The 13825-nt window shown below is 64.5% G+C and carries 7 protein-coding genes, 1 other RNA gene and 1 pseudogene; 6 read left to right on the top strand and 3 right to left on the bottom strand.

Annotated elements, in window-relative coordinates; translation table 11 throughout:
- The first annotated feature begins 36 nt into the window (after positions 1-36).
- The 3 genes from KVO92_RS15105 (at position 37) to ssrA (ending at position 3879) form a co-directional block, all read left to right on the top strand.
- Complete coding sequence (locus tag KVO92_RS15105) at positions 37-2871, top strand: FAD-binding and (Fe-S)-binding domain-containing protein (RefSeq protein WP_217476375.1); 2835 nt, start codon at positions 37-39, stop codon at positions 2869-2871.
- 163 nt (positions 2872-3034) lie between these two features.
- The gene (locus tag KVO92_RS15100; protein ID WP_217476374.1) at positions 3035-3343 is read left to right on the top strand and encodes a hypothetical protein; all 309 of its coding nucleotides are present in this window, start codon (positions 3035-3037) and stop codon (positions 3341-3343) included.
- 157 nt (positions 3344-3500) lie between these two features.
- Positions 3501-3879, top strand: a transfer-messenger RNA (tmRNA) gene (ssrA, locus tag KVO92_RS15095).
- A gap of 127 nt (positions 3880-4006) precedes the next feature.
- Here the strand turns inward: ssrA and KVO92_RS15090 are convergent.
- Both KVO92_RS15090 and KVO92_RS15085 read right to left on the bottom strand, forming a co-directional pair.
- A pseudogene (locus tag KVO92_RS15090) lies at positions 4007-4830 on the bottom strand (carbon-nitrogen hydrolase family protein).
- A gap of 400 nt (positions 4831-5230) precedes the next feature.
- Positions 5231-6268: an asparaginase gene (locus KVO92_RS15085; protein WP_254621446.1), complete on the bottom strand. Its 1038-nt coding sequence runs from the start codon at positions 6266-6268 to the stop codon at positions 5231-5233.
- A 333-nt stretch (positions 6269-6601) separates the two neighbouring features.
- Between KVO92_RS15085 and KVO92_RS15080 the strand changes: the two genes are divergently transcribed.
- Positions 6602-7765, top strand: coding sequence for an MFS transporter (locus KVO92_RS15080; RefSeq protein WP_217476372.1), 1164 nt, complete (start codon positions 6602-6604; stop codon positions 7763-7765).
- A 69-nt stretch (positions 7766-7834) separates the two neighbouring features.
- Here the strand turns inward: KVO92_RS15080 and KVO92_RS15075 are convergent, their stop codons facing one another.
- Positions 7835-8728: a LysR substrate-binding domain-containing protein gene (locus tag KVO92_RS15075; protein ID WP_217476370.1), complete on the bottom strand. Its 894-nt coding sequence runs from the start codon at positions 8726-8728 to the stop codon at positions 7835-7837.
- 141 nt (positions 8729-8869) lie between these two features.
- Here KVO92_RS15075 and ydiJ point away from each other — a divergent pair, with 141 nt between their 5' ends.
- Positions 8870-11908, top strand: a complete 3039-nt coding sequence (ydiJ, locus tag KVO92_RS15070) for a D-2-hydroxyglutarate dehydrogenase YdiJ (protein ID WP_217476369.1) — start codon at positions 8870-8872, stop codon at positions 11906-11908.
- 319 nt (positions 11909-12227) lie between these two features.
- On the top strand, positions 12228-13001 hold the full coding sequence (locus tag KVO92_RS15065) for a pyrroline-5-carboxylate reductase family protein (protein WP_217476368.1): 774 nt from the start codon (positions 12228-12230) through the stop codon (positions 12999-13001).
- Positions 13002-13825: the final 824 nt, after the last annotated feature.

Genomic DNA, 13825 nt, shown 5'->3' with positions numbered 1-13825 from the left:
TGCCCGCGCGGCCCGCCTTCCCTTCCGGAGCCTGACATGAATGCGCCCGCCCTCCCGTCCGAATTTCTCGCTGCCGTCGAGAGGCTGATCCCGGCCGAGCGGCGCTTCGATGACCCGCTCTCGACGCTCGCCTTCGGTACCGATGCCAGCTTCTACCGCCTGATTCCGAAGCTGGTGGTGCGCGTCGAATCCGAGGCGGAAGTGGTAGGCCTGCTCGAACTGGCCCACGCCCAGCGCGTGCCGGTGACGTTCCGCGCCGCCGGCACCAGCCTGTCCGGCCAGGCGATCTCCGACTCGGTGCTGATCGTGCTGGGCGACAACTGGAACGGCCGCGAGATACGCAACGGCGGCGAGCAGATCCGCTTGCAGCCAGGCGTCATCGGCGCCAACGCCAACGCTGTCCTGGCACCGCTGCAGCGCAAGATCGGCCCCGACCCGGCCTCGATCAATGCGGCCAAGATCGGCGGCATCGTCGCCAACAACTCCAGCGGCATGTGCTGCGGCACCGCGCAGAACAGCTACAAGACCCTCGCTGGGCTGCGTCTGGTCCTGGCCGACGGTAGTGTGGTCGACAGCGAAGACGCGGCCAGCGTCGAATCCTTTCGCCAGTCCCACGGTAGCCTGCTGGACGAACTCGCCGAACTGGGCCGCACCACGCGCGCCAATACCGAGCTCGCCGCGAAGATCCGTCACAAGTACCGCCTGAAGAACACCACCGGGTTTTCGCTCAATGCGCTGGTCGACTACGACGACCCGCTCGACATCCTCAACCACCTGATGGTCGGCTCTGAAGGCACCCTCGGCTTCATCAGCGCGGTGACCTACCACACCGTGCCGGACCACCCGCACAAGGCCAGCGCGCTGGTGGTCTTCCCTGACGTGGAAAGCTGCTGCCTCGCCGTGCCCGTGCTCAAGCAGCAGCCGGTCTCGGCCGTCGAACTGCTCGACCGCCGCAGCCTGCGCTCGGTAGAAAACAAGTCCGGCATGCCGGACTGGGTCAAGGCGCTGTCGGCCAACGCCTGCGCGCTGCTGATCGAGTCGCGTGCAGCCAGCCAGTCGCTGTTGCACGAGCAGATCAACCAGATCATGGCGTCGATCGCGCATTTTCCGGTGGAGAAACAGGTCGATTTCAGTGAAGACCCGGCCGTCTACAACCAGCTCTGGAAAATCCGCAAGGACACCTTCCCCGCCGTCGGCGCGGTGCGCCAGACCGGCACCACGGTGATCATTGAGGACGTGACCTTCCCCATCGAACGCCTGGCCGAGGGCGTCAATCGCCTGATTCAGCTGTTCGACAAGCACGCCTACCGCGAGGCGATCCTGTTCGGCCATGCCCTGGAAGGCAACCTGCACTTCGTCTTCACCCAGGGCTTCGATGATCCGCAGCAGGTCGCGCGCTACGAAGCCTTCATGCAGGACGTCACCCAGCTGGTCGCAGTGGAGTTCGGCGGCGCCCTGAAAGCCGAGCACGGCACCGGGCGCAACATGGCGCCCTTCGTCGAGCTCGAATGGGGCCACGAGGCCTACCAGCTGATGTGGCGGATCAAGCGCCTGCTCGACCCGCGGGGCATCCTCAACCCGGACGTCGTCCTCAGCGATGACCCGGACATCCACCTCAAGCACCTCAAGCCCATGCCGGCAGCCGACGAGATCGTCGACAAGTGCATCGAGTGCGGCTTCTGTGAACCGGTCTGCCCGTCCAACGGACTGACCCTCACCCCACGCCAGCGCATCGTCGTCTGGCGTGACATCCAGGCGAAGAAGCGCGCGGGCATCGACACCGCCGAGCTCGAGCGCCTGTACGACTATCACGGTGTCGACACCTGCGCCGCCACCGGCCTCTGCGCCCAACGCTGCCCGGTGAGCATCAACACCGGCGACCTGGTGCGCAAGCTGCGCGGGCGCAACGCGGACAACGCCCGCACCGCCAATTGGCTGGCCGGGCACTTCAGCACCGCCGTGCAGGGCGCTCGCTTCATGCTGCATGTGGCCAACGGCGCCCATCTGATGCTGGGCACGCGCCTGTTGAGCAAGACCTCTGCCACGCTCAGCAAAGCCAGCAACGGCCGCGTGCCGCAATGGACGCCCGCGACGCCGCAACCCCTGCAACGCCTGCACCTGCCCAAACCATCGGCCGGCAATGAGCGCCCACGCGTAGTCTATCTAGCCGCTTGCGTGTCGCGCGCCATGGGCCCCGCGGCGCGTGATCAGGAGCAGGAACCGCTGCTCGATACCACCCGCGCGCTGTTGGAAAAGGCCGGCTTCCAGGTCGTCTTTCCCGATGAGTTGAACAACCTCTGCTGCGGCCAGCCGTTCGCCTCCAAAGGCTACGCGGAGCAGGCCGAGCGCAAGCGGCAGGAAACCCTGGACGCGCTGCTCAAGGCCAGCCGCGGCGGGCTCGACCCGATCTACTGCGACACCAGCCCCTGTACCCTGCGGCTGGTGCAGGACCTGGACGACTCGCGCCTACAGGTGTTCGATCCGGTGCGCTTCATCCGCACCCACCTGCTCGACCGGCTGGACTTCGAGCCCCAGGACAGCCCCATCGCCGTCCACGTCACCTGCAGCACCCAGCACCTCGGCGAAGCCCAGGCCCTGATCGACATCGCCCGGCGCTGCGCCAAGGAGGTTATCGTGCCCGAAGGCATCCACTGCTGCGGCTTCGCCGGCGACAAGGGATTCACCACCCCCGAGCTCAATGCCCATGCGCTGCGCAGCCTGAAAGACGCCGTACAGGTGTGCGAAGAGGGCATCTCCACCAGCCGCACCTGCGAAATCGGCCTGTCACTGCATGGCGGTATCGATTATCACGGACTGGTCTACCTGGTTAACCGGAACAGCCGGCCCAGAGCGGTCGCCCCTTCCAGCTGAGGGGTAGCCCGGGGCACGCCTGGTCGTACCGATGAAACGCTCGAGCGCAGCCGCAGTCCGAATCTATGAGCCCAGCAGTCACAGAGGCTCGATTCGCCTCGGCGCCGCCGCGCAACAGCCGCATTGGCAGGCCCGCCGGGAAGTCAACTCCCTGGAGGATCTCATGAAGAAATTTGCCCTACTTGCCGCAGCCGCCCTGATTGCCAGTCCCGCCGTGTTCGCTGCTGACAAGGATCTCTGCCAGCTCAACCTGCAGGAGATCGAAGACAACATGGCCACCAACAAGGCCACCCTGGGCGACCCTGCTCGCGATGAAATCCAGGATCTGATCCAGAAGGCCCGCGACGCCAAGCAATCCGGCGATACCGAAACCTGCATCGCGCAATCGACCAAGGCGCTGCAGAAACTCGAAGGCCCAGGCAGCACCGGCAGCACCGGCTCGGCCGGCACTGGCTCAGGCGCCAGCAACTGAGCCCGTCAGGCAGGGCCACCCGGCGTGGTCCTTGCCGATTTTAGGCGATACCAGTTGAAACCCGATGAAGCGCCCCAAACTAGGGCTAGCAAGTGTTCGACGTAGCCAGGGCATCTGGCGTACACTGCGCAGCACATGAGGCTGCGACTCGCTTCATGGGGCCGATTAGGATTCGACGCCGGTAACAAAACTCTAGGTGCATGCCGAGTTGGTAACAGAACTCGTAAATCCACTGTTGCAAACTTATAGTTGCCAACGACGACAACTACGAAGGGTACGCGCTAGCCGCCTAACCTTCATCTGGTCGCTTCGGCGCCAGCGGTCACTAGGGGATGCCTGTAAACCCAAAATGACTGTCAGATAGAACAGGATCGCCGCCAAGTTCGCTGCAGACGTAACGGCTAAAACTCATGCAGCTCGCTCCAAGCACCCTGCCAATCGGGCGGCGCGGAGTTAACTCAGTAGATTTGGCTAAGCATGTAGTACCGACAGTGGAGAGCTGGCGGACGGGGGTTCAAATCCCCCCGGCTCCACCAAATACACAGCTAAGGGCGTCCACGGACGTCCTTTTTTGTGCCTGAAACCTGGTGAATACGGGAGTTCAGCGCCATCACAAGCCGATTCTGGCCGCTTCGCGTGTGCGTATTATTGCGCTAAGGCGAATCAGTGGCGTGTGGAAATCAGGAGTTCGCGGCGACCGTCAGCGTGCTCGATACGTTCGCCAGGCAGGCTGAGGCGACGATCCGCCTGATAGTGGTACAGCTGGCGCGCGGCCGAGACGTCTGCCATGTCCAGGTGCAGGCTGTGGCGGCAGGCTTCTCCACCGGCTGCAAACAGTACTTGACCGAAAGGACTGACCACCATGCTGCCGCCAGCGAAGATCAGATCCCCTTCGCCCTTTCCGACGCGGTTCACCATCACCGCGAACACCTGGCTTTCCTGGGCGCGCGCCGTGACAGCGGCGTGATGCACGCGGCCGTAGGGCTCCATGTTGCCGTCGGTGATCAGCAACAACTCGGCATCCAGCTCTGCCAGGGCGCGTGCCGTCTCGGGAAACTCACAGTCGTAACAGATCAGCAGGCCGAGGCGTACGCCTCGCCACTCCACCGTGGCGAACCGGTCTCCCGGCAGCACCACGTCGCCTTCGCCAACCCACAGGTGGGTCTTGCGGTAGCTCAGGGCGATGCCGTCCGGCGTCACCAGAACGCTGTATTGTAGTAGCGCCCTTGATCGACCTCGGTCAGGCCACAGACAACCGCCAGATCGTACTGACTGGCCGCCTGCTGGATGGCACGCATGCTCGGACCATCCAGCGGCTCGGCCAGGCGAGCAACGGTGTGCGGCGCCGGAAAGCCGGTGATCAACGATTCGGGGAAAACCACGATGTCAGTATCGGCAGCGCAGCTGGCGATCGCGTCGAGCGTGCGTTGCAGGTTGTAGGACGTATCACCGTCGCGTCCGGCCATTTGTACGAGTTCGAGCTTCATGGGCACACCTTGCGGCAAGTTGCGTCTGGAACTGCCATGGCGTTCCAAGCGTGTCGACCCAAGTATATGATTGAAGTCTCCACTTCCCCTCACCCCGATTAGCTGACCAGGGGGTGGTAGATGTGGGGCTTACCCTGCTGGACCTGGCGTGACATTGGAACGTCGGCTCTGTGTTCGAGCGCCTTGCCCAGGCAGCTTTCCGGTTTCTGGAAAGGTACGGGTTCAACATTCGCATAGATTCAGCGAGCACGCTGCCGGTGGACCGATCGCCGCCCTGTCGTGCCAGCGCCCGAACGCCCGCGAATGGCTAGCGCCAGCCGGCCAGTGACAGGCCCCTCGCCTCACGGTGAGCTTTCCCGGCGGCACATGCGAATCGTCGCCGGGTAAGCGCCATACCGGTTCACATGGCGTCGAATGCGGTCTGTAGCGCCTGTTGCCCCGACGTCCCGCTTTGCAGAAGCAGCATGAGGAGAATGCGCGCCTTCTGGGGGCTGAGGTTCCCGGCCATGACGGCACCTGCATCGGCGGTGGTTTTGCCACCGCCTTCGAAACCGTAGTTGGCCATGACCCGACCGTTATACACACGCGTCGAAATCACGACGGGCACCTGCTTTTCCAACGCGTACTTGACCGCCTCGAACATCGGCTGGTTCATGTTCCCCATGCCCAGCGCCTGCACGACGATCCCCTTCGCGCCCTGGTCGACTGCGCTGCAAAGCAGGCTACCGTCGGCGCCTCCGTACATGGCGATAATATCCACCTTGGGCATGGTGTCGGTCTGGATCTCGATGTGCTGTCGGCGCAGGGGCTCCCTCGCGAAGATCACGCGGTCGGGATAGACCTCGCCCAGAAAGCCATAGTCGCCGGACTGAAAGGTCTCTACGTTGGCCGTATGGGTCTTGGTCACATGGCGCGCGGCATTGATCTGGTTGTTCATGGCCAGCAGGACACCTTTGCCCTTGGCCTGCTCATCGACAGCGATACGCACGGCGTTGAGCAGATTGCGCGGGCCGTCGAAGTCAGAAGAGGACGCATTGCGCTGCGCCCCGATGACAACGACCGGCTTGGCGGAATCGACCGTCAGGTCGAGCCAGAACGCGGTTTCCTCCAACGTATCGGTGCCGTGCGAGACGATCACGCCCGACACTTCTGGGCGCTGCAGCGCCGCATTGACGGCTTTGGTGAGTTCGATCCAGCGCGGCGGATCCATGTAGTCCGAAGGCACATTCGACAGATTGTCGACTTCGATCTTCGCGAACTCTGCCACTTCCGGCACCGTAGCGAGCAGGTCATCGCCCGAAATGGCGGGCACGGGTGCCTGCTTGACCGGGTCGATCTTCATCGCAATCGTTCCGCCGGTAGCGATGAGCTGAACGGTGGGCTTCTCTTGTGCGTAGGCGCTACCCAGCAGGGCCGCGCAGAGCCCGGCGACCAGCAATGAGCTTTTTTTCATGTCAGTTCCTTGCCATTTGTTCTTATGAGGTAAGGAAACTGACAAGCGATGCGCGGTTTGGTTGGGTATCTGGCTAACCGAAAGCCCCCTCCCGACGCTTCGGCGATTTTCTGAGCGAAGCTGGCGAGCGCCTCAGGAAGCTGGAACAGACGATTCCGCCTTACCCCGCGCGTGACCTGTCGCCGCCACGCTTGGACAAGCCGTTATTCTGCGCTAATGTTTTTCACGCCACGTCGAGCCCTCGCCGTGGCTCACCATCAACTGGGATAACCGAAGGCCTGTAGCGCCCGAAACCCCTCACCGGGAATCGGAGCCATTATGGATCTTCGCCTGTTTCTGCTATCGCTCACGACCTTCGCCGCCGGCGTTGCGGAGAGCATCCTCATCGGCATTCTGCCGCCCCTGGCCAGCGACCTTCGCGTATCCGTCAGTTTGGCTGGGCAGCTCACCACGCTGTTTTCGTTTGGCTTTGCCATCGCTGTGCCGTTGATCACCTGGTTGGCCAAACGCTGGGAGCGACGCCGTCTGCTGGTCGTCACGTTGTTGGCCTTCGCGCTGTTCAACGCATTCGCCGCGATCAGTTCGACCTTCCTGGGCCTACTGTTGGCACGCGTGGGCATGGCTGCCTGCTGCGGGACACTGATCGCCACGGCGACTCTGCTGGCCTCCGAGCTGGCATCACCCGGACAGAAAGGGCGTGCGATTGGCATCCTCTTCATGGGCATCAGCGCCTCGCTGGTATTCGGTGTGCCGCTGGGCGTTCAAATCAGCAGCTGGTTCGGTTGGCGCTGGATATTCATCGCGATCGCCCTCTACTCGCTACCCCTGAGCCTGCTGCTCTGGCGATACCTGCCAGAGTGCCGGCCCGGCGCGCAGCTTGATCGCGCCGGTTACTGGAAGCAGCTCAGTCACCGCCCGCTGTGGCTGGCCCAGGCCGTCTCGATTCTGCTGCTTGGCGGACATTTCACGTTATTCACCTATTTCACCCCGTACCTGGCGGCCATGCTCGACCTGCGAGACGCCGCGACAGTCAGTGGACTGATGTTGCTGATCGGCCTGGCTGCCCTGGGCGGCGGCTATCTGGGTGGCTGGCTGTCGGACCGCGTAGGACCGGGGCCGGCACTGGTGCTGATTCCCGCCGCATTTTCGTTGACGATGGTGACCCTGCCGCTGACCCTGCACAGCCTGTTGTTCATTCCCTGCGTGATGCTCTGGAGCACGGTCAGTTGGATGATTTCACCGGCCGTGCAGAGCTTTCTGCTGCACAGCGACCCGGCCAGCGGCAGCGCCGGGGTCGCGCTGAACACCTCGGCCATGCATGTGGGAATAGGACTGGGTGCTGCTGTCGGCGGCCTCGTTATCGCCTTGGCAGGCGTATGGCTGACGCCCTGGGTCGGTCTCGGCCTGACAGTGCTTGCAATGCTCTGCGCGCTCGGCGCTTATGCTGAGGACCGGAGCGCCGAGCCGAGCCCAGCACCTTGACACTGGCCGCGCGCGAGCGATCCGGTGCGCCTTGATGGCTGTGTGCGAGTCATCGAGACAAACCGCCGATCAGGGCTCGACCGGCAACCGCAGCAGCCACGACTTGAATGCCTCCAGCGACGGCAGCACCTCATTGCGCGGCGGATACACCAGGCAGTAGGTGCGCCGGCTGGGGATGGTTTCGCCAATGGTCACCAGGTGGCCTTGACGCAGTTCGTCCGCAACCAGCAGCCGCGGGACCAGCCCGACACCGATGCCGGCGCGCACTGCCTGGATGAGATGGGAGGTCAATTCGAAGTTGGGGCCGGCGCGCATCTGCTCAGGGTTCAGGCCGTGCTGCACGAACCAGTCGGCCCACAGCGGAGGGTGGCTGGCGACCTGCAGCAGCAACTGCCGGGCGATGGCCGCCGGATCGTCCTGCTCGTGCTCGGCCAGCACGTCCGGGCTGGCGACCACGATCATCCGCTCCTCAAGCAGTGGATGCACCACCAGACCCGGCTGATCCGAGCTGCCGACGCTGATGGCCGCATCGATATCGCCCTCGTCGAAGTCCACCGCCTGGATCCTCGAATGGATATGCACCTGCACGCCGGGGTTGGCCGCATAGAACTCATTCAGCCGGGGCAGCAGCCACTTCGAACCGAAGGTCGGCAGCAGCGCCAACCGTAGCGTTCCAATGCCCGAACCATAAGCCACCGCCTGCAGCGTTGCCTTGCGGATCTGCGTCAGCGCGCCCTCCAATTCGCGGCGATACAGGCGCCCCACGTCGGTCAGCACGATATTGCGCCCCTCGCGCCTGAACAGCGTGATTCCAAGCAGCGCCTCCAGCGACTGTACCTGCCGGCTCACGGCACTTTGCGTCAGGGACAACTCCTGCGCGGCGCGGGTATAGCTCTCATGACGCGCGGCCGCTTCGAAGGCCAGCAACAAGGACATCGACGGCGTCAGGCGGCGATAATGCATTCATGGAACTCATAGGTTATTGACGAAAAATACCGTTGTAGCACGCCGGGAGGCTCAAGAAAATGCGAGCTATCAGTAGAACGTAGGCGCCAATTCCTTCACGTGCTGAAGGTATCGCAGCCTACCCAACGGTAGCCGACCATGATTGCCCGTATCCCCACCGAAGCGCCCGCGACGCCCTACATTGCCTTTCTCGATGCCCTGCGTGCGGCCGGTTTTCGCGGCGAGATCGCCCAGGACCGCGCCAGCCGCACGGTGCTGGCGACTGACAACTCCATCTACCAGCGCTTTCCCCAGTCGGCGGTGTTTCCGCTCGATGCGGACGATGTGCAGACCCTGGCTCGGGTGGTCAGCGAACCGCCTCATCAAAGTGTCCGCCTGACCCCGCGTGGCGGCGGCACCGGGACCAACGGGCAGTCTTTGACCGACGGCGTGATCGTCGACCTGTCGCGGCACATGAACCGCATCCTCGAGATCAACGCCGAGCAGCGCTGGGTTCGCGTGCAGAGCGGCGTGGTGAAGGATCAGTTGAACGCTGCCCTCAAGCCCTATGGGCTGTTCTTCGCGCCGGAGCTTTCGACCTCCAACCGGGCCACCATCGGCGGCATGATCAACACCGACGCCAGCGGCCAGGGCAGCTGCACCTACGGCAAGACGCGCGACCACGTGCTGGAGCTGGACACCGTATTGCTGGGCGGCGAGCGCCTGCGCACCGCTCCGGTGGACGAGCCGACGCTGGTGGAGCAGCTGTCGCGACAGGATCGCATCGGGAGCGTCTACCGCTGCGCCGAGCGCATCCAGCGTGAGAAAGCCGAGCTGATCGAGGCACGCTTTCCCAAGCTCAACCGCTGCCTGACCGGCTATGACCTGGCGCACCTGCGCGAGCCCGATGGCCGCTTCAACCTCAACAGCGTGCTCTGCGGCGCCGAGGGCTCGCTCGGCTTTGTCGTCGAAGCCAAGCTGAACGTGCTGCCGATTCCCAAGTATTCGGTACTGGTGAACATCCGCTACGCCGGCTTCATGGACGCCCTGCGCGACGCGCGCGCACTGATCACCATGAGCCCGCTGTCCATCGAGACGGTGGATTCCAAGGTGCTGCTGCTGGCGATGCAGGACATCGTCTGGCACGGCGTCGCCGAGTATTTCCCACAGGAATCGCAGCGACCGACGCTGGGCATCAACCTGGTGGAATTCAGCGGTGACGATCCCGAAGAGGTCGATGCGCGGGTCGCCTCGTTCATCGACTACCTGCAGCATGACACCCAGGTGGAGCGCCTCGGCCATACCCTCGCCGTGGGCCAGGCCGCGGTGACGCGCATCTATGCCATGCGCAAACGCGCGGTCGGCCTCTTGGGCAACGTGGAGGGCGAGGTTCGCCCGCAGCCCTTCGTGGAAGACACCGCTGTGCCGCCGGAAAACCTGGCGGAGTTCATCGCCGAGTTCCGCGCCCTGCTCGACGGCCACGGCCTGGCCTACGGCATGTTCGGCCATGTCGATGCCGGCGTGCTGCATGTCCGCCCGGCGCTGGACATGAAGGACCCGGCGCAGGCAGCGATGGTACGCCCCATCTCCGACGCGGTCGCCGAGCTTACCCAGCGCTACGGCGGCCTGCTCTGGGGCGAGCATGGCAAAGGCGTGCGCTCGGAATACGCGCCCGCCTTCTTCGGCGAACTGTATCCGTCGCTACAGGCGCTCAAGAGCGCGTTCGACCCGCACAACCAGCTCAACCCCGGCAAGATCGCCACGCCCCTGGACAGCGCCGAGCCGCTGCTGAAGGTCGACGAGGTGCCCTTGCGTGGCGAACTGGATCGGCAGATCGATGAGAGCGTCTGGCAGAGCTACGGCACCGCGGTGCACTGCAACGGCAACGGCGCCTGCTACAACTACGACCCCGACGACGCCATGTGCCCCTCGTGGAAGGCCACCCGCGAGCGCGTCCATTCGCCCAAGGGGCGCGCCTCGCTGTTGCGCGAGTGGCTGCGCCTGCAGACCCAGGCCGGCGCCGACGTACTGAGCCCGGCCGTTGGCGGGTCGCTGAACTTCCTACGCTCGCTGCCCACGCGCTGGCGCAACACGCGGGACGGTGAAGCGGACTTCTCCCACGAGGTGTATGACGCCATGGCCGGCTGCCTGGCGTGCAAGTCCTGCGCTGGGCAGTGCCCGGTGAAGGTCAACGTGCCGGAATTCCGCTCGCGCTTTCTCGAGCTGTACCACCGCCGCTACCTGCGCCCGCTGCGCGACTACCTGATCGGCTCGCTGGAATTCAGCCTGCCGCTGTTTGCCCGCGTGCCCTGGCTGTACAACGCGCCGATGGGCGCGTCCTGGATCAGCACGCTGATGGCCAAGCACATCGGCATGGTCGACAGCCCACTGATCAGCGACTTCGATTTCTCCGCTGCCTGCCGACGCTGGAAGGTCGCGACCGCTACGCCCAAGGCGCTCGCCGCGCTGAATGCCGAGCAGCGCGCCAAGAGCGTGATCCTGGTGCAGGACGCCTTTACCCGCTATTTCGAGACGCCGGTGTTCGCCGCCTTCATCGAGCTGGCGAGCCGGGCCGGTTTTCAGGTGTACCTGGCGCCCTACTCGCCCAACGGCAAGCCGCTGCACGTGCAAGGCTTCCTCGGCGCCTTCACCCGTACGGCGCGGCGCAATGCCCGGCGCCTGCAGGCGCTGGCGGGCTTCGACGTGCCGCTGGTGGGACTGGATCCGGCGATGACCCTGGTCTACCGCCAGGAATACGCCAAGATTCCCGGCTTGACCTGCCCTGACGTGCTGCTGCCGCAGGAGTGGTTGATCAAGGCGCTGCCAGAGCGGACCGCCGAAGCCGCCACGCCCGCGCCCTATCGGCTGCTGGCTCACTGCACCGAAAAGACCAATGCCGCACCGAGCGCGGCGCTGTGGAACCAGGTGTTCAAACAGGCCGGTCTCAGCCTGGCGACCCAGGCGACCGGCTGCTGCGGGATGTCCGGCACCTACGGTCACGAAGCACGCAATCTGGCGACGTCCAAGGTGATCTTCGAGCAATCCTGGGCCCGCGCCATCGCTGCCGACGATCAGGCCGAGCCCCTGGCAACCGGCTACTCCTGCCGCAGCCAGACCTCCCGGTTCAACGATGCCAAGCTGCGCCATCCGATAGAGGCGTTGCTGGAGCAGTACCGGGCGGCCAGCGCGTCCTGTTGAAAGCTCCAGCACGGAGACCAGCGCGGCCTCCTCTGCGATCGGCAGGCTTCGTCGAGATTCCTGTCGAAGCCATCGCAATGGAAGGAGTGGCTAAGGTCGATAGCCAGATCCGGCGCGCCGATAGTGCGCGCTGTGCTCGCCCTCGTGGCGGCCAATGCCGGTACCAGGCCGCCAGCTAGCCTGGCGCGGCGTAACGGCACCTGTGCTGGTGAACTCACGGCGTAGCCGGTGTAGTTTCTGCCTGTGCGTGCTGCAGCGACGGGCTTCAGGGTCCGCGCGCGGCGACTACAGCAAACCAACAGTCGGCGGGGTAAGCGTTATGCAGCGTCTGGGCATTCTGGGTGTCGGTGATTTGACCGAAAAGGTGGTGCTCGGCCTTCGCCGCAGCCGCTTCGACGGCATCATCTATCTTTCTCCACGCAACCACGAACGCGCCGCGGCCCTGGCGGTCGACGAGCACTGCGTGGTGATGCCAAGCAATCAGGCCGTGGTAGACCAGGCCGACGCGTTGCTGCTCGGCGTACGCCCCGATGCCGTACCGGCCGTTGCCGCCGAGATCAGCGTAGCGCCAGGGCAGTTGCTGATTTCCCTGGCAGCCGGGGTCAGCCTGCAGACGCTCGAGGATCATTTCCCTGGCGCCCGCTGCGTCCGGGCCATGCTCTCCTATGCCGCTCAGATCAACCAATCGACGGTGGTGGTCTGCCCTCCCGATGACCAGGCTGAACAGCTCCTAGCCCCGCTCGGCAATCTGGTCGTACTGGATCAGGAGCCCGACTTCGAGCTGGCCACCGTCGCGGCCTGCATGAACGGCTGGTTCTACTTCTTTCTTCAGGATCTACAGCAGTGGCTGACCGACAAGGGCCTGCCAGCCGACAAAGCCAGGGATCTGGTGCTGGGCAATTTGCAGGACTGCGTGGCCAGCGCTCGCCATCAGCCCGGGCAGAGTTTGAGCACGCTGGGGCAAGGCATCGCCACTCCCGGCACCTATACCGCCAAAGGCCTCGATGTGCTGAACCGGCGGCAGTCCAGCGCGCCATGGGACGCCGCATGCGAGGCCGTGCTGGACGCCTTGCTGCGCAAACCGAGTCGCTAGCCAACGCCCGAAACGGCGCGCCTTTGCAACGGACTGCCGTCGCCGCACCAAGCAGAGGCCAGCAGACAGGCGTACCGCTGCCCGTCCTGTAGGAGCTGGCTCTGCCTGCGACCCGCCCCGTCGAACCGACAGCGTCGGCGCTTGGCTCACCCAAGCGCAATGAGCCACACCGGACCAAACGGCACGCTGGCGGATGAAGATCCTCGCCGAGCCTGCCGCTGAGCCGCGCCCTGCTCGGCAATCGCAGGCAGAGCCTGCTCCTACAGAAGAGCTGGCTACGTCCCGATGACGGGTGCCCATGTTGTAGGAGCTGGCTCTGCCTGCGACCCGCGCCATCGGGCCGACATCATTGGCGCTTGGCTCACCCATACGCCAAAGGGCCACACCGGACCAAGCGGCGCCCTAGCGGGATGAATGTCCTCGGCAGGCTGGGCCACTGAGCCGCGCCCAGCCCGGCAATCGCAGGCAGAGCCTGCTCCTACAGAAGAGCTGGCTACGTCCCGATGACAGGTGCCCATCTTGTAGGAGCTGGCTCTGCCTGCGACCCGTCCCATCGGACCGATATCCTCGGCGCATGGCTCACCGACACGCTAATGAGCCACACCGGACCAAACGGCGCCTAGCGGGATGACGAACCTCGATGAACCGCACCAACCCGATCGGCACCAGACCAAGCGGAAGATCATCGGCGGGCTGGGCTGCTGAGCCGCGCCCTGCTCGGCAATCGCAGGCAGAGCCTGCTCCTACAGAAGGCCGGCCACGCCCGTAGAAGCTGTTCTTTATTTCGTACAGAAAAGCGCGACAAAGCGGCCTACCCAAGCCAT

Source organism: Stutzerimonas stutzeri, from assembly GCF_019090095.1.
GTDB classification, from domain to species: domain Bacteria; phylum Pseudomonadota; class Gammaproteobacteria; order Pseudomonadales; family Pseudomonadaceae; genus Stutzerimonas; species Stutzerimonas stutzeri_AN.
This window is presented reverse-complemented; position numbering and strand designations above follow the sequence as displayed.